Origin of the sequence: Streptomyces sp. NPDC006235, from assembly GCF_040613735.1 — a bacterium.
Lineage (GTDB): Bacteria > Actinomycetota > Actinomycetes > Streptomycetales > Streptomycetaceae > Streptomyces.
This window is the reverse complement of sequence record NZ_JBEXSR010000042.1, coordinates 1-16,442: the sequence shown is the minus strand read 5'-3', so window position 1 is coordinate 16,442 and position 16,442 is coordinate 1. Positions and strand designations below refer to the sequence as shown.

The window sequence follows — 16,442 nt, the reverse complement described above, 5'->3', positions numbered from 1 at the left end:
CTAATTAATGCAAGCTACAGCTAGTGCGGGAGTGAAGGGTTCCGTCCGGTTGGGTGATCGTCCTTGACGCGGCGGGGCGCGGGTAGGACCGTGGGGCCCTATGAGGGGCGAACCCAGTTGCCCGAAGTGTGGTGGCCGGGTCAGGGCTCCCGGCCTCTTCTCCGACTCGTGGCAGTGCGATGTGCACGGCACCGTCCATCCGGTGCAGCCCGTGATACCGCCCAGCGTCGACGCCCTCAACGTCGTGGTGCACCGCACCCAGGTGCCGGTGTGGATGCCCTGGCCGCTGCCGGTCGGCTGGCTGTTCACGGGCGTCGCCTGCGCGGGGGACGACCGCACGGGCGGCCGCGCCACGGCCGTGGCCTGCACGGGGCCCGGGCCGCTCGGCGGGGTGGGTGAGCTGATCCTGGTGGCGGAGGAACTCGGCGTCGGACTCGGTGCGCGGTACGCGGGCATGGAGGGTCCGGACCCGGGGCCGTACATCGACGTCGGGAAGCCGGCGCAGGCGAAGGTGCTCGCCGCCGGGCGTCCGACGCCGCTGTGGCATGTGTCCGGTGCGCCGGACGATCGTGCGGTTTTCGCCGGTGAGGCGCTCGGGATGTGGCTGTGGGCGGTCGTGTGGCCGGAGCAGTCGGGCTTGCTGATGTACGACGAGTTGGTGCTGGCGGATCTGCGGGAGGCCGGAGCGGAGGTGGAGCTGGTGCCGTGCGGGGCTCTGTCGCCCCGATTGCTCGAGCCGTAGCGCCCAGGGGGGATAGGGCTTCGGGTGTGCGGGCGGCTTCGGGTGGTCTCTGGCTTGTCGCGCAGTTCCCCGCGCCCCTCGGGGGTGTGTTGTTGTAGGGGGCGCTCGGGGGGTTCGGGTGTGACAGGGGTGGTCGAAAGTGTGGTTATCCTGGAGCAGCCCTGCTCGTCCCGTCAGTGTCTGGAGTCCGCGTCGTGCGTATCGATCTGCACACCCACTCCACCGCTTCCGACGGTACGGACGCTCCCGCCGAGTTGGTGCGGAAGGCCGCCGCGACCGGACTGGACGTCGTCGCGCTGACCGATCACGACACCACCCGCGGCCACGCCGAGGCGATCGCCTCGTTGCCCGAGGGGCTCACGCTGGTCACCGGAGCCGAGCTCTCCTGCCGGCTCGACGGCATCAGCATGCACATGCTGGCGTACCTCTTCGATGCCGAGGAGCCGGCGCTGCTCGCCGAGCGTGAGCTGGTCCGGGACGACCGGGTGCCCCGGGCGCAGGGCATGATCGCCAAGCTCCAGGAGCTGGGCGTGCCCGTGACCTGGGAGCAGGTGGCGCGGATCGCCGGTGACGGGTCCGTCGGGCGTCCGCACGTGGCGACCGCGCTCGTCGAGCTGGGCGTCGTGCCGACCGTCAGCGACGCCTTCACCCAGGACTGGCTGGCCGACGGCGGCCGGGCCTACGTGGAGAAGCACGAGAGCGACCCCTTCGAGGCCATCCGGCTGATCAAGGGCGCCGGCGGAGTCGCGGTGTTCGCGCACCCCGGGGCGAACAAGCGGGGGCGTACGGTTCCGGAGGCCGCGATCGCCGAGATGGCCGCGGCCGGGCTGGATGGTGTCGAGGTCGACCACATGGACCACGACACGGACACGCGTGCGCGGCTGCGGGGGCTGGCGAAGGAGCTGGGGCTCCTGGTGACCGGGTCCAGTGACTATCACGGCAGCCGGAAGACGTGTGTGCTCGGGGAGTACACGACGGATCCCGAGGTGTACGGGGAGATCACGCGGCGGGCCTTCGGGGCGTTTCCGGTGCCGGGGGCTGGCGGGGTCTGAGGTCTCTGTCCTGTAGGTCCGTTGTCAGGCACCCGGCGCTGCTGGCTGTGCCCACCCGTTCCGCCATGCGGAACGCCTGCCCACAACGGTCGCGGCAGCGATACGTGCTGCCCTGTCCGCCGCGTTCTGTCACCCACCCCGCAAGGCCATCGCTGTCATGTTCGACCTCGCCGTTTTCGGCTCCCTGTTCCTGACCCTCTTCGTCATCATGGATCCCCCCGGGATCACCCCGATCTTCCTCGCGCTCACCGCCGGACGGCCCGGCAAGGTGCAGAAGCGGATGGCCTTCCAGGCCGTCTGTGTTGCCGGTGGTGTGATCACCGTGTTCGGGCTGCTCGGGCATCAGATCCTGAACTACCTGCACGTGTCCGTGCCCGCGCTGATGATCGCGGGCGGGCTGCTGCTCCTGCTGATCGCCCTCGACCTGCTGACCGGCAAGACGGACGAGCCCAAGCAGACCAAGGACGTCAACGTCGCCCTCGTGCCGCTGGGCATGCCGCTGCTGGCCGGGCCGGGGGCGATCGTGTCGGTCATCCTCGCCGTGCAGAAGGCCCACAGCGTCGCCACGCAGGTCTCCGTGTGGACGGCGATCCTCGCCATCCACGTCGTGCTGTGGCTGGTCATGCGCTACTCGCTGGTGATCATCCGGATCATCAAGGACGGCGGTGTGGTCCTGGTGACGCGGCTCGCGGGCATGATGCTGTCCGCGATCGCCGTGCAGCAGATCATCAACGGGGTCACGCAGGTGATCCAGGGCGGCTGAGGGGTCGCCGGGTCACGCGGTGCGGGTGAGTACCGTGCCGATCTCCCTGGCCGGTTTCTCGTGGGCGAGGTACTCCTCGATCTTGTGCGCGCGGTCCCGGCCGTTCTGGACGGCCAGCTGCGTGAGCTTGCCCCACCGCTCGTCCTCCAGGGGGCAGCCGACGGCCACCGCGTCGGTGGGGCACCAGACGTTGACCCAGTCGCGGACCTTCGGCGGCCGGTGCGGGCCGCGGGCCAGGAGCCGCTCGTTGACGCCGTCCAGTCCGAGCGGGCTGCCCGCGGTGACCAGCAGTACGGGATCGAGGCCGTCCGGGAGCCGGGTCAGCAGGTCCACGCCGACGACCGTGCCCAGGCTGTGCGTGACCAGCACCAGTTCGCCCGTGGTGGGCATCGTCTCCAGCACGCTGTCCAGCACCGCCTGACGCACGGAGCCGTCGCCGAGGTACAGATCGACGTCCCGCAGGAACGTGGCGATGGTCCACTCGTCCAGATCGGACCGGGCGGCGAGCCAGCTCAGCGGCCGGTGCAGTGCGCCGACCAGCCCCGCTCCAAAACCCTCCGTGGCCGCCGGCCCGTTCTGGGGCATGCCGGCCCGGGCGGCCGCCTCGTAGAGCAGCTGCTCGTAGGAGCCGGTGGGTGATTCGGCGGCGAAGACCTCGGCGGCAGCGGCGGCGCTCACCTCGTCGAGTCCGACGGGCCGGACCGTGCTCTCCCGCCCGCTCACCAGGCCGGCCAGTCGCGTGCCGTAGAACGGGAACCACACGTCCTCCGGCTCGACCGTGGGCAGTGCCGCGAGCGTCAGGCCGCGGTTCAGGCCGGACGTCCACTCCCGGCGGAGGACGTCGGGATCCTTGCTCTGCTGGTCCCTGCCGTGCAGGAAGACCAGGTGCCGACGGCCGCCGAAGGCGGTGCTGCGGGCCGGGCGTCCCTTCTTGGGGCCCTGCGTCCGGGTCGTCCCGGCCTCCCTCCCGGGCATGGCCGCCGTCACGGGGACGTCCTGGCCCGCCGGGGTCGTGACGCCGGACAGCGGCGTGCCTCTGTCCGGCCGGGGTGCGAGGGCGGCCGTGCTCTGGACCAGGCCGGAGTCCGGGCCCATCTCGGCCAGCAGCGCGCGGCGCCCGGGGTCGAGGTCCAGCCGGGCCAGGTGCTTGAGGATCGAGCTGATGCGGACGCCCTCGTTGGCGACCCAGTCGATCGCGTCGTCGCCGTCGCCCTGGCTCCAGGGCCTGCCGTCCTTCCGCAGGACGCGGCCCTGGTCGTCCTTCTTCGGTACGCCGCTGTGATGCAGGGCCACGACCTCCCACTGGTCGTTGAAGACGGGGGAGCCCGAGTTTCCGGGGCGGGTGTCGGTCCGGTACTGGATGAAGTCGTCGAGCCGTACCAGCACCGCGTTGTCACGCAGGACGATCTCCTTGAGGCGCCCGTCCGGGTGACCGATGATGTTCACCCTCTCGCCGAGCACCAGCTTGCCGAGCTGCACGCTGAGCCGGTTCCAGCCGAAGATCTCGCCCGGCGGACGGCCGTCGAGGGCGGGCGTGACCGCCACGAGGGCGAAGTCCAGCCGCCTGTCCGCGGCGAAGAAGCTCCCCGGGTCGAGCTCCATGCGGACGGCGGTGTCGGGGACGTTGTCGACCGTCACCTGGGCGTTGAACTCCGCGAAGCACTGGCGGGCGAAGCCCTCGTCGGGCAGCACGTGGTGGTTGGTCATCAGCAGCCGCGGCGAGACCAGGAAGCCGGTGCCGTGCGGAAGCTCGCGCCCGTCGCGGCGCAGGGTGATCCGGGCCACCGTGGCTCCGGCCCTGACCCCGCGCGGCAGGAAGCTCCAGGCCTGGAGCTCGTTCGACAGGTCGATGATGCGTTCGTTGGCCTGGGGCAGGTCCATGGCCTCGCCGCGGATGTCCGCCACCACCGCCGAGGGCGACAGACCGCCCCGGTCGAGGATCCGGTCGGCGCGCACGGCGAGCGCGTCCGGGTTGTCCGGGAACCGCACACCGGCCGCGATCCGGCCCTCGACCCGCTCTCGCTCCGCGGCGGATTCCTCGTACCGCCGCGCTGCCTCGGCCGTGGCCCGCTCGTGCAGTTCCTCGTTCGACCGGCCCGTCACCGACATGCGGCCCACCGTCCTGTTCTCGCTCTCGCCGTCCCCCTCAGCCAGTACGCCCGCCACCACGGAGGCCCGCAACAGCAAAGCCCCCGCACGGCCGATGCCGTGCGGGGGCTTTGACGTGTGGGAGAGCGTCGCGCGTTATGAGGCCGTGGTCCCGGCCGGGCGGATCCAGAGGCGCTGCCCTGTGGCGGCGGCCTGCTGAACGATGCGGTTGACGGAGGCGGCGTCCACGACGGTCGTGTCCACGGGCGTGCCGTCGACGTCGTCGAGGTGCATGATTTCGAAGCGCAAGGGCTTCTCCCTTCGTCTGGTCATCCTCCTGAGGAGAACTACTCGGTGGTCGGCCCACGAGGCAGCGGTGCCCGGTGTTCCGTATGGGTCAACCGCACGGGGCGGCTGAAACATTCCCTACGCTAAGGAAATTTTTCGTCCGGCTAATTACTGAGCCGTAAGGCTGTCGTTACGGGACCGACCGGGACCGGTTGTGTTCGCAGCGTGACCGCCGGGACAATGGAGGTGATGAACGACGACCTCGCGGCCCTGAGCGCCCGCATCGACCGCACCAACGAGCTGCTCCAGCGCATGCTCGCCGAGGTGGCGAAGACACCCTCGACCCATGCGATCTTCGTCGATGCCGGGTACCTGTACGCGGCCGCGGGACGGCTCGTCGCCGGTACGGAGGACCGCCGGACCTTCGACCTCGACGCCGAGGGCCTGATCGACGCGCTCATCGACACGGCCCGCACGATCTTCGCGGACAGCCGGCTCCTGCGGGTCTACTGGTACGACGGCGCCCGTCGCCGCATCCACACGGCGGAGCAGCAGAGCATCGCCGAACTGCCGGATGTCAAGGTGCGGCTGGGCAACCTGAACTCCAGCAACCAGCAGAAGGGCGTCGACTCTCTCATCCGCAGCGACCTGGAGTCCCTCGCCCGGCACCGCGCCATCAGCGACGCGGCCCTGCTCGGCGGCGACGAGGACCTGGTGTCGGCGGTGGAGGCGGCCCAGGGGTACGGCGCCCGCGTCCACCTCTGGGGCATCGAGGCACCGGAGGGCCGCAACCAGGCGGAGCCCCTCCTGTGGGAGGTCGACAGCCAGCGCACCTTCGACCTGGACTTCTTCAAGCCCTACCTCTCCCGCCGCGCGGCACCCGCCTACGAGGCCACCACGGGCCGGCCCACCCGTGACGACGTGCGGTTCGTGGGCGCGCAGATCGCGGCGAAGTGGCTGGCGGCCCGCGGCCGGGACACGCTGGTCGAGCTGCTGCCCGGCCATCCCTACCTGCCCGGCTCGGTGGACCAGGACCTGCTCGTGGAGGCGGAGGGCCTGCTGCAGTACTCGCTGCGCGGCCAGGCGGAGCTACGGCGCGCACTGCGGGACGGCTTCTGGGAGCACCTCCAGACGCAGTACTAGGCCGTGTGGGTGTTGTCCTGGCGGACCCTGTCCCAGAAGTCGGCGAGGGCCTGGGCGGTCGGCAGGGGCTGGTCGGCGCCCGGGGAGTGCTCGGCGCCCGCGATGACCGTGCGGTGCGCGTTCAGCCGCACGGCCATGTCGTCGAGGATCGCCACCGGCCAGGTGTCGTCGTGCGCGCCCGACAGGACGTGGAACGGCAGCGGCACGGCGGCGAGTTCGTCGACCCGGTCCGGTTCGGTGCACAACTGGCGCCCGGTGGCGAGGAGTTGGGCGGGGCTGTGGCCCAGCCAGCGGCGGCGCAACTGCTCCGGATCGCCGGGGCCGCGAGCCGGCCCGCCGACCTCCTCCGGCGGCCCCATCGCCTGGATGGCCTCCCACACCTCCTCCATAGAAAGCACGGCGAGCGCGTCCCGCAGCAGCTTCACGCGCTGCTGCTGGGAGACGGAGATCTGCGCCGGGCCGGACGAGACCAGGGTGAGGGAGAGGAAGGGGGAGTGGTCCAGCAGTACGGCCGCCCGCGCGATCTGCCCGCCGAGCGAGTGCCCGACGAGGTGCACGGGCCCGCCGAGCGCCTCGGCCTGCGCGAGCACGTCCCGGGCCAGTTCCCGCTGGGCGTAGGCGGTTTCGTCGTCCACGGGGCCGTGCGACTCGTGCTGCCCCCGCCCGTCCACGGCGACGACCCGGTACCCGCGCTCCGCGAGCGGCTCGTGGAGCAGCCTGAAGTCCTCCTTGCTGCCGGTGAATCCCGGCAGCATCAGGGCGACGCCCTTGGGCTCCGACCCCGACTCGGACCCCGCCTTCGGCGACGAGTCGACGACGGCGAACTCGCCGCGAGTGGTGCGCAGGGGGTATGCGCGGGCGCCCGGGGGTGGGGTGAAGGTGGCTTGCCTGGTCACGGGGTGAGGGTAGCGGCTGGGGTGAGGTGGCGGGCTGGTAGCGGGCGCCCGGTGGGTGGCGGCCGGTGCAGACGCGGGCGGGCCGCGTTCGGGAATGCCGATGGCCCGGCCCCACACGCGGTGGGGCCGGGCCATCGAGGGAGTGTCAGCCCTCCGTGGGCTCCGCGGCGGCCGTGGCCTTGCGGGTGCGGCGGGCCTTCGGCTTCGCCTCGGCCGCGTCGTCCGCGACCTCGGTGGAGGCCGTGGCTGCCGCTGCCGACTTCCGCGTGCGACGCGGCTTGGCGGCCTCCGGCTCCTGCCCGGCCTGCGCCGGGATGTCGGCGGTTTCGACGGCCTTGCGGGTGCGGCGGCGCGGCTTGGCTTCCATGCCTTCGGCCGTGTCGGCGGCCGCTTCGGCCGCTGCCGCGGTCTTCCGCGTCCGGCGGGGCTTGGCCTCGGCGGTCTCGGCATCCGCAGCCGTGGCGGCCGCTGCCGTCTTCCGCGTACGGCGCGGCTTCGCCTCGGTCGCTTCGGCCGTGTCGACGCTCGCCACGGCCTTGGCCGTCGCCTTGCGCGTACGCCGCGGCTTGGCCTCGGCGGCCTCCGGCTCCTGAGCCGTCTGGGCCGGGATTCCGGCGGCGACGGACTCGGCGGGCTCGGCGGTTTCGACGGCCTTGCGGGTGCGGCGGCGCGGCTTGGCTTCCGTGCCTTCGGCCGTGTCGACGGCGGTCTCGGCCGCTGCGGCGGTCTTCCGCGTGCGGCGGGGCTTGGGCTCGGTGGCCTGTGCCTCGCCGGCGGCGTCCTCGGTCGCCGCCGTCGCCTTGCGCGTACGCCGGGGCTTGGCCTCGGCGGTCTCGGCCGTGTCGACGGCGTCCTGCGCTGCGGTTGCTGCCTTGCGCGTGCGGCGCGGCTTGACGTCGGCGGTTTCGGCGTCCGCAGCGGCGGTCGCCTTGCGCGTGCGGCGCGGCTTGGTCTCCGTGGCCTCGGCCGGAGCGGCAGGGGCCTCGGGCTCGGCGGCCGTCTTGCGGGTGCGGCGCGGCTTGGTCTCCGTCGGCTCCGGTGCGGGCTCGATGGTTCCCTCGGCCGTGTCGACCGCCTGCTCGGCCGCGGAGGCAGCCGCGGTCTTGCGGGTGCGGCGGCGCGGCGTGGCCGCAGGCGCCTCGGGCTGTTCGGCCACCGGGGCGGCCACGGCCGACGCGGCATCCGCGTCCGCCTGCGCCGGGGTGTCCACAGCAGCCGAAGGCGTCACCGCGGCCTCCGCCGCCGGCGTCTCGGACCTGCGCGTACGGCGCCGGCGCGGCTTCGCCGCCTCCGTGCTCGTGCCCTCCGCGGTCGCCACGGCGTTCTCCGCCGGTGCGGACGCGGCGGACTCGACCGCCGTGACCGGCGCCGACTCGGCGGCCGGGGAGCCGCCGCGGGTGCGGCGACGGCGACGCGGGGTGCGAGGAGCCGTCACGACCTCCGCCTCGGCGGAGCCGTCCGTGACCGTGGTGCCCACAGCCGCGGTGCCGGCGGACTCCGGCGTGCCGTCCAGCGGCGTTCCGCCGCGCATACGGCGGCGGCGTCGCGGCGTACGCTCCGAACGCTCGCGGTCGGCCGACGGGGACTCGTCCCGGCCGCCGCGGCCGCGGCCACCGCGTCCGCGCGGCCCCCGGCCGCCCGTCTCGCCCAGGTCCTCCAGCTCCTCCGCGGCCAGTCCGGCGCGCTTGCGCTCCGAGCGCGGCAGGACGCCCTTCGTGCCCTCGGGGATGCCGAGGTCGGCGTAGAGGTGCGGGGACGTGGAGTACGTCTCCGGCGGGTCGTTGAAACCGAGGTCCAGCGCCTTGTTGATGAGCTGCCAGCGCGGGATGTCGTCCCAGTCGACGAGCGTGATCGCGATGCCCTTGGCGCCCGCGCGGCCCGTACGGCCGATGCGGTGCAGGTACGTCTTCTCGTCTTCCGGCGACTGGTAGTTGATGACGTGCGTCACGCCCTCGACGTCGATGCCGCGGGCGGCTACGTCGGTGCAGACGAGGACGTCCACCTTGCCGTTGCGGAACGCCCGCAGGGCCTGCTCGCGGGCGCCCTGGCCGAGGTCGCCGTGGACCGCGCCGGAGGCGAAGCCGCGCTGCTGGAGCTGGTCGGCGAGGTCCGCGGCGGTGCGCTTCGTACGGCAGAAGACCATGACCAGTCCCCGGCCGTCGGCCTGCAGTATCCGCGCGACCATCTCCGGCTTGTCCATGTTGTGCGCGCGGTAGATGTACTGCTTGGTGTTCGCGACCGTCTTGCCCGCGTCGTCCGGCGACGTGGCGCTGATGTGCGTGGGCTGCGACATGTAGCGGCGGGCCAGTCCGATGACCGCGCCCGGCATGGTCGCCGAGAACAGCATGGTCTGGCGCCGCACCGGAAGCATGTTGATGATCTTCTCGACGTCGGGCAGGAAGCCCAGGTCGAGCATCTCGTCGGCCTCGTCGAGGACCAGGCACCTGACGTGCTTCAGGTTCAGCTTCTTCTGCCCGGCGAGGTCGAGCAGCCGGCCCGGGGTGCCGACGACCACGTCGACGCCCTTCTTCAAAGCGTCGACCTGGGGCTCGTAGGCCCGGCCGCCGTAGATCGCGAGGACACGCACGTTGCGCACCTTGCCCGCGGTCAGCAGGTCGTTGGTGACCTGCGTGCACAGCTCGCGCGTGGGGACGACGACGAGCGCCTGCGGGGCGTCGGTGAGGTCTTCGGGCTTGGCGCGTCCGGCCTCGACGTCGGCGGGGACGGTGACGCGCTCGAGGAGCGGGAGGCCGAAGCCCAGCGTCTTGCCGGTGCCGGTCTTGGCCTGGCCGATGACGTCCGCGCCCGAAAGGGCCACGGGAAGCGTCATCTCCTGGATGGGGAAGGCGGTGGTGATGCCGACGGCCTCCAGGGCCTCGGCTGTCTCGGGGAGGATTCCGAGCTCTCGGAACGTCGTAGTCAGGGTGCTGCCTCTTCTGTGTGGGCGGCGCGAGGCGAGCGCGGGGGTCTTGTCGGACCGTGCCGGGGACGTCGGCTGCCTACGGGCGGGCCGTAGAGCACGGGACCGCGCCGACGCTCTAGCGCTCATGCCGCTGAGGGTGTCCCTCCGGCATCCGTACGCAATCTGCCGTATGGACGGGAGGTCTGTCGGGTCGGAGCCGATCGGGCCACCGACCGGGCATCCTCATACGTGCGGCCTGTCGAGGTACGTCGACGTACCAGCAGGCGCATTACCACCATACCCCGGAATCCCGCACTCGCGACGGCCGATTTGGTCACGTAGTCGTCGTCACACTGATTGACCAGGGCCTTACGCCTCCCGGCGGGCGGGCTATTGTGCGCTTCATGACGAGCTCTGACAAGCCTGAGAACGCCTCGGACACCACCGCCACCCCGGCCGAACACACCGGAGTCGCCGCCCGGGACTGGGCGACGGCCTCCGCCGACCCTCAGTACCGCGCCGCGGTCGTGGACCTGCTCGGTGCGCTCGCGTACGGGGAGCTGGCGGCGTTCGAGCGGCTCGCGGAGGACGCCAAGCTGGCGCCGACGCTGGAGGACAAGGCGGAGCTGGCGAAGATGGCGTCGGCCGAGTTCCACCACTTCGAGAGGCTGCGCGACCGGCTCGCCGAGATCGGGGAGGAGCCGACGCGGGCGATGGAGCCGTTCGTCGCGGCCTACGACGGGTTCCACAAGCAGACGGCCCCCTCGGACTGGCTGGAGGGCCTCGTCAAGGCCTACGTCGGCGACTCCATCGCCAGTGACTTCTACCGGGAGGTCGCGGCCCGGCTGGACTCCGACTCCCGCGGCCTGGTGCTGGCCGTGCTCGACGACACCGGGCACGGCGGCTTCGCCGTGGAGAAGGTGCGTGCCGCGATCGACGCGGACCCGCGCGTAGGCGGGCGGCTCGCGCTGTGGGCGCGGCGGCTGATGGGCGAGGCCCTGTCGCAGTCCCAGCGGGTGGTCGCCGACCGGGACGCGCTGTCGACCATGCTGGTGGGCGGCGTCGCGGACGGCTTCGACCTCGCCGAGGTCGGCAAGATGTTCTCCCGCATCACCGAGGCGCACACGAAGCGGATGGCCGCACTGGGGTTGGCGGCGTAGCGCTCCGCGCAGGGGGCCGGTCGCGTGGGACGCCGGTCGTGCGGTGCGCCGGTCCTGTGGTGCGCGGTCGTGTGGCGCTCCGCGCAGGATCGTGGCTGCCGTGGGGCGCTACGCGCCGGGGTGGTTCCGGCCGGTTCGTGGCTGCGGGCCGGTGTCGGCCGGCGCGTGGGGTTCCGTGCGGCTGACGGCTACGCCGTCGCCGATCGTCGGCGCAGGCGACCCGCGGGGCGCAGCAGCAGCGACAGCGAGGCGACCGAGACGATCACCGCGCCGAGCAGCACCACCAGCAGGTGCCCGGCGTCCAGCGCGCTGTGCATGACGAAGGCCCCGAAGAGGGCGCCCGCGACGCCGGTCGACAGGACCAGGGGGCGGGCCGGGAGCCGGTGCGCCAGGCGATGCGTGGCCGCCCATGACAGAGCCAGGCCGAGAATCGCGGAACTCAGCGCTTCCAGGAGCATGTCGGGGTCCCTCCCACATGGCCGGCTGCCTAAATCGGTCGTAGCCCGTCTTACCCCTGACCTGCGGAATCCAACCTACTTCTGTGGGTGAACTGTGCTCCATCCGTGGAGGAACCCGTGTGCCGCACGGGGTGTCCGTACGGATGTGGGGCGGGTGTCGCGCGGGTGCCGCCCGGAGAGGGGACACGAACGGGGCGGGCCGGCCGACAGCCGTCCCGCCCCGTCCGCACCTGCGCCTACAGAGCGCCGAAGCCCACCTTGCGCGGGGCCGGCTCACCGATCTCGACGTACGCGAGACGGTCGGCCGGGACCAGGACCTTGCGGCCGTGCTCGTCCACGAGGGTCAGCAGCGGCGACTTCCCGGCCAGCGCCTCGGACACCGCCCGCTCGACCTCCTCGGCACTCTGACCGCTCTCCAGAACGATCTCGCGGGGCGCGTGCTGCACGCCGATCTTGACCTCCACGGCTATGTCCCTCCGACGGTCAGTGATGTGCGCGACCTTCCGCGCCGTACGCAGCACACATTAGCCCGGTGAGGGGACCGCGATGCTCCGCCCGAGAACGCCACGAGCGAACAGCGGGCGGGAACAAAGCGGCCCTCAGTGGTGCTGCTGGTCGGTTCCGTGCAGCGGGAAGCCCGCGATGCCGCGCCACGCCAGCGAGGCGAGCAGCTGTACGGCCTGGTCGCGCGGCACGCTGCGGTCACTGTTCAGCCAGGACCGGGCCACCACCTGGGCGAGGCCGCCCAGGCCCGAGGCGAGCAGCATCGACTCCGCGCGCGACAGGCCCGTGTCCTCGGCGATGACGTCGCGGATCGCCTCCGCGCACTCGGTGGTGACCTTGTCGACGCGCTCGCGCACGGCGGGCTCGTTCGTCAGGTCCGACTCGAAGACCAGGCGGAAGGCGCCGCCGTCGTCCTCGACGTACGCGAAGTAGGCGTCCATGGTCGCCCGGACGCGCTGCTTGTTGTCGGTCGTCGACGCCAGCGCGTTCCGCACGGCCTGGATGAGCGACTCGCAGTGCTGGTCCAGCAGCGCGAGGTACAGGTCGAGCTTGCCCGGGAAGTGCTGGTAGAGCACCGGCTTGCTGACGCCGGCGCGCTCGGCGATGTCGTCCATCGCGGCCGCGTGGTAGCCCTGGGCCACGAAGACCTCCTGGGCAGCGCCCAGAAGCTGGTTCCGTCGGGCACGGCGTGGCAGGCGTGTGCCCCGCGGGCGTACCGCCTCTGTCTGCTCGATGGCTGTCACGCCGCCTCCCAAAGTCGTCCAACTGCGGATCTGGCCGCGTCGCCATCGTACTTTTCGGTAACCGTGGTGTGCGCGGTGAGAGCGCAGAATTTCACGGACCGGACGGTTACGAAAGCGGTTGAGAACGTTTCAAACAGGGTCAGAGCGGGCAAAATGCGGCTCCTTTCCTGCTCGGTGCAGTTCCTCGTCGCCACCCGGCGGCATGCGTCACCGGTAGTCGTCCTCGTCGAGAGAGACGATCCGGGCCTGCTCCACCAGGTCGGCCTCATTGGCGCGGTCCGGGTCGACACCGGTCAGCGGGTCGTCGCGGTTCGGCGCGACGTCCGTGTGCTGCTCGGCCGCGTCGACCTCGGGCGCCTCGACGTCGTACTCCGGCGTCTCCGGCTCCTCCTCGGCCTCGAACGTCTCCGGGTCGGTCGGGTCTACGGCCATGCTGGGCTCCCTTCCTACGAACGTCCCTGGGAATGCAGGGGCCACACGCGGGTGCCCTCTCTACGAGCCTAGGAGACACCCGATCCGGACGCTATGCGATCCGCGTCCGGGACGTGACGCAGTGCGCATCCCGTTGACTGCTTCTGCTGTGCCCTGTCCTTCCCAGGTGCCTCCCTGCCTTCTGGGTGCCTTTCCTTCCCCGCGCCTTCCCCGTGTTCACCTCGTGTGCCCCTCCCGCATGGCCGATTCTTGTGACGGCGAACACATGAGTCACTACGTGATCGTCTCGTAACATTGCCGCATGTCTTCGACCGAGCTGCCGTTCGTGCCGCCCGCCAACGTGCTGCCGAAGGTGGCGGCCGTCAGGGTCGCCGAGGGCGAGCGGCTCAGCTCGGTCGAGCTGCCCGGGTTCACGCTGGCGGTGCGGTCGAGGCCCCCGGCGCGCAAGGGGCTGGCGCCGGCGCTGTACGTGCACGGACTCGGCGGCTCCTCGCAGAACTGGTCGGCGCTGATGCCGCTGCTGGACGACGTCGTCGACAACGAGGCCCTCGACCTGCCGGGCTTCGGCGACTCGCCGCCGCCGGACGACGGCGACTACTCGGTCATGGGCCACGCGCGCGCGGTCATCCGCTACCTCGACACCACGGGGCGCGGCCCCGTGCACCTGTTCGGGAACTCGCTCGGTGGCGCCATCACCACCCGTGTCGCCGCGGTACGGCCCGATCTGGTCCGTACGCTCACGCTCGTGTCACCTGCCCTGCCCGAAATCCGCGTGCAGCGCACCGCCGTGCCCACAGCGCTGCTGGCGGTGCCCGGGGTCGCCCCGCTCTTCACCCGGCTGACCCGGGAGTGGACGGTGGAGCAGCGCGTCCGCGGCGTGATGGCGCTGTGTTACGGGGATCCTGGACGGGTGACGCCGGAAGGATTCAGCAACGCCGTTCACGAGATGGAGCGGCGGCTTCGGCTGCCGTACTTCTGGGACGCCATGGCGCGTTCCGCCCGCGGGATCGTCAACGCGTACACGCTGGGTGGCCAGCACGGACTGTGGCGCCAGGCCGAACGCGTTCTCGCGCCGACCCTCCTCGTCTACGGTGGTCGTGACCAACTCGTAGGCTTCCGGATGGCACAGAAGGCGGCCCGGGCCTTTCGCGACTCGCGGCTGGTGACATTGCCGGACGCGGGACACGTGGCCATGATGGAGTACCCGGAGACGGTGGCCATGGCGTTTCGTGAACTCATCGCAGAAGCCGGGGAGTTGGGCGAACGGCGAGCGAAGCGGGCTCGCGCGGACGAGGCCGTGGACGAAGTGGGCACCGACGAGAGCATGGGGGGCTGAGGCGCGACGTGGGACGCCACAGCCGCCGTGGGCCGGTCGCCAAGGGCGACACCGCGGACACAACCGAAGTACGGGACGGCCGGACCGGGCCGGGACAGGGGCCGGGCCAGACAGCGGACATGAGCCGGGGAGGCCGGACGGCTCCGCCCCGGGCCGCGTCGCAGGGCGGCTGGCCGCCGCCGGGTGCGGGACCGCGCCGGACACCGGGGCCTCGGCCCGCGACGGTGGACGGGACGCCTGCGCACGGGACGCCTGCGCATGGAACTCCTTCGTATCCGTCCTCTGCGCACGGAACGGCTTCGTCTGGGCCTTCGTACGGGACGCCTGCGCACGGGATGCCGCGGCTTCCGGACGGCTGGCTGCCGGACGGCACGCCCGTGCACGGCGCTCCGCGCCTGCCCGACGGGACGCCGGCGCGTGGGCTGCCGCGTTTTCCTGACGGCACGCCGGCGCGGGGCGTTCCGAGGCTTCCGGATGGGACGACGGCGCACGGCGTTCCGAGGCTTCCGGATGGAACTCCGGCGCACGGCACCCCCGCGCACGGCTTCCCCCAAGCCCGGGGAGACCACCCCGAGCAGCGCGAAGCCGGGGGTGGCTGGGGTGAGTTGAGGGGCAGTGGTGCTCCCATACCGCGGCAGCGACGGGCCCCCGGGCCCGGGCCGCGGCAGGAGTATCTCAATGCCTTCGACGAGGAGGACGACGTCTTCGCACCCCGTACGCCCGCCTCCGCACACGCGGCGGACGCCTACGCCTCCATGTCGGACTGGAAGGCCGGCGCCCCGGCCGGCATCCGCTCCGACGACGGCGCCGGCGATGACGACGACACGGCGCCCACGGGCGCGCCCGCCCCGGTCAAGGGCGGCAAGGGCCGTGCCTTCCCCGGCATCGCGGCCGCCGCCGTCACCACCGTGCTGGCCGTGATCGTCGCCGGTCAGGTCACCGACGACTCCGGCGGCTCCGACGTGCAGTCGCAGTCCGCCACCGACCAGGCCCGCGACCTCCGGGACTCCCCGTCCCGCGCGGACGGGCGGGCACCCGTACCGGCCCCCGGCGCCAAGACGCTGACGTACGACGAGAAGATGGGCAGGACGTACCCGCTCGGCGCCAAGCTCAAGGGCTCGGGGAAGTTCGACGCCGTGCCCGGCATCGCCGCGGCGCCGGGGACGGGGCAGAAGTTCACCTATCGCGTGGACGTGGAGCAGGGGCTCGGGCTCGACGCCGAACTGTTCGCCGAGGCCGTGCAGAAGACGCTCAACGACCAGCGCAGCTGGGCCCACAACGGCGCGCGTACCTTCGAGCGGATCTACTCCGGCAAGCCCGACTTCGTGATCACGCTCGCCAGCCCCGGCACGACCGCCGACTGGTGCGCCAAGTCCGGTCTGGACACCACCGTGGACAACGTCTCCTGCGACTCGGCCGCCACCGAGCGCGTGATGATCAACGCCTACCGGTGGGCGCAGGGCTCGGAGACGTACGGTGACAAGATCCACGCCTACCGGCAGATGCTGATCAACCACGAGGTCGGCCACCGCCTCGGCTACGGCCACGTCACCTGCGACAAGGACGGCGGCCTCGCCCCGGTCATGCAGCAGCAGACCAAGTTCCTCGACCACGACGGCATCCGCTGCCGCGCCAACCCCTGGCCTTACCCCGGGAGCTGACAAGCGCCCCAGGGGTCGGCCCAGGTACCGCGTTGACGTACGACCTGGCCGTCGTACGCCAGGTCAGCGACCGGGTCGCGGTGATGCGGCAGGGCAGGATCGTCGAGGAAGGGCCCGTCGGCGAGGTGTACGGGGCGCCGCAGGATCCCTACACCAGGCGGCTGCTGGCCGCCGTACCGGCGCAGCTCCTGGATCCGCAGGAGTCGTGCAAGGAGCAGGAACAGCAGGACCATGGCGGTGCCGCCCGCAGCGAGGGACAGGGCGGGCGTCCATG

At 72.0% G+C, this 16,442-nt stretch carries 15 protein-coding genes and 1 pseudogene; 8 read left to right on the top strand and 8 right to left on the bottom strand.

The window, feature by feature from the left end:
• Nucleotides 1-100: 100 nt before the first annotated feature.
• The 3 genes from ABZ192_RS34550 (at nt 101) to ABZ192_RS34540 (ending at nt 2,557) form a co-directional block, all read left to right on the top strand.
• On the top strand, nt 101-742 hold the full coding sequence (locus ABZ192_RS34550) for a DUF6758 family protein (protein ID WP_356928431.1): 642 nt from the start codon (nt 101-103) through the stop codon (nt 740-742).
• 194 nt (nt 743-936) lie between these two features.
• Nucleotides 937-1,794: a PHP domain-containing protein gene (locus ABZ192_RS34545; RefSeq protein WP_356928430.1), complete on the top strand. Its 858-nt coding sequence runs from the start codon at nt 937-939 to the stop codon at nt 1,792-1,794.
• 157 nt (nt 1,795-1,951) lie between these two features.
• Entirely contained in the window at nt 1,952-2,557 is a 606-nt protein-coding gene (locus ABZ192_RS34540) for a MarC family protein (RefSeq protein WP_356928429.1), read from the top strand.
• A gap of 12 nt (nt 2,558-2,569) precedes the next feature.
• Here ABZ192_RS34540 and ABZ192_RS34535 read toward each other — a convergent pair whose 3' ends face one another.
• Nucleotides 2,570-4,666 carry a serine protease gene (locus ABZ192_RS34535; RefSeq protein WP_356928428.1) on the bottom strand — a complete coding sequence of 699 codons (2,097 nt, stop codon included), beginning with the start codon at nt 4,664-4,666 and terminating at the stop codon, nt 2,570-2,572.
• A gap of 135 nt (nt 4,667-4,801) precedes the next feature.
• The gene (locus tag ABZ192_RS34530) at nt 4,802-4,978 is read right to left on the bottom strand and encodes a hypothetical protein (RefSeq protein WP_167337993.1); all 177 of its coding nucleotides are present in this window, start codon (nt 4,976-4,978) and stop codon (nt 4,802-4,804) included.
• 204 nt (nt 4,979-5,182) lie between these two features.
• Between ABZ192_RS34530 and ABZ192_RS34525 the strand changes: the two genes are divergently transcribed.
• Nucleotides 5,183-6,076: an NYN domain-containing protein gene (locus tag ABZ192_RS34525; protein ID WP_356928427.1), complete on the top strand. Its 894-nt coding sequence runs from the start codon at nt 5,183-5,185 to the stop codon at nt 6,074-6,076.
• Here the strand turns inward: ABZ192_RS34525 and ABZ192_RS34520 are convergent.
• Both ABZ192_RS34520 and ABZ192_RS34515 read right to left on the bottom strand, forming a co-directional pair.
• Nucleotides 6,073-6,972, bottom strand: coding sequence for an alpha/beta hydrolase (locus ABZ192_RS34520; protein ID WP_356928426.1), 900 nt, complete (start codon nt 6,970-6,972; stop codon nt 6,073-6,075). The genes ABZ192_RS34525 and ABZ192_RS34520 overlap by 4 nt on opposite strands.
• 145 nt (nt 6,973-7,117) lie before the next feature.
• Nucleotides 7,118-9,802 (bottom strand): DEAD/DEAH box helicase, encoded by a 2,685-nt coding sequence (locus ABZ192_RS34515; protein WP_356928490.1) that lies wholly within the window; start codon nt 9,800-9,802, stop codon nt 7,118-7,120.
• A gap of 476 nt (nt 9,803-10,278) precedes the next feature.
• On the opposite strand from ABZ192_RS34515, the gene ABZ192_RS34510 reads away from it, so the two are divergent.
• Nucleotides 10,279-11,034 (top strand): ferritin-like fold-containing protein, encoded by a 756-nt coding sequence (locus ABZ192_RS34510; RefSeq protein WP_208641468.1) that lies wholly within the window; start codon nt 10,279-10,281, stop codon nt 11,032-11,034.
• Nucleotides 11,035-11,222: 188 nt separating this feature from the next.
• Here the strand turns inward: ABZ192_RS34510 and ABZ192_RS34505 are convergent, their stop codons facing one another.
• The 4 genes from ABZ192_RS34505 to ABZ192_RS34490 form a co-directional block, all read right to left on the bottom strand.
• Entirely contained in the window at nt 11,223-11,492 is a 270-nt protein-coding gene (locus ABZ192_RS34505; RefSeq protein ID WP_356928425.1) for a hypothetical protein, read from the bottom strand.
• Nucleotides 11,493-11,728: 236 nt separating this feature from the next.
• Nucleotides 11,729-11,956: a DUF3107 domain-containing protein gene (locus ABZ192_RS34500; RefSeq protein WP_031114311.1), complete on the bottom strand. Its 228-nt coding sequence runs from the start codon at nt 11,954-11,956 to the stop codon at nt 11,729-11,731.
• Nucleotides 11,957-12,091: 135 nt separating this feature from the next.
• Entirely contained in the window at nt 12,092-12,739 is a 648-nt protein-coding gene (locus ABZ192_RS34495) for a TetR/AcrR family transcriptional regulator (RefSeq protein ID WP_356928424.1), read from the bottom strand.
• A 207-nt stretch (nt 12,740-12,946) separates the two neighbouring features.
• A complete protein-coding gene (locus tag ABZ192_RS34490; RefSeq protein ID WP_356928423.1) occupies nt 12,947-13,171 on the bottom strand; it encodes a hypothetical protein in 225 nt (74 codons plus the stop codon).
• A 301-nt stretch (nt 13,172-13,472) separates the two neighbouring features.
• On the opposite strand from ABZ192_RS34490, the gene ABZ192_RS34485 reads away from it, so the two are divergent.
• The 3 genes and pseudogenes from ABZ192_RS34485 to ABZ192_RS34475 all read left to right on the top strand — a co-directional run.
• Entirely contained in the window at nt 13,473-14,507 is a 1,035-nt protein-coding gene (locus ABZ192_RS34485; protein WP_356928422.1) for an alpha/beta hydrolase, read from the top strand.
• Nucleotides 14,508-14,515: 8 nt separating this feature from the next.
• Nucleotides 14,516-16,168 carry a DUF3152 domain-containing protein gene (locus ABZ192_RS34480; RefSeq protein ID WP_356928421.1) on the top strand — a complete coding sequence of 551 codons (1,653 nt, stop codon included), beginning with the start codon at nt 14,516-14,518 and terminating at the stop codon, nt 16,166-16,168.
• A gap of 38 nt (nt 16,169-16,206) precedes the next feature.
• Nucleotides 16,207-16,442, top strand: a pseudogene (locus ABZ192_RS34475) (hypothetical protein); the annotation flags it as partial.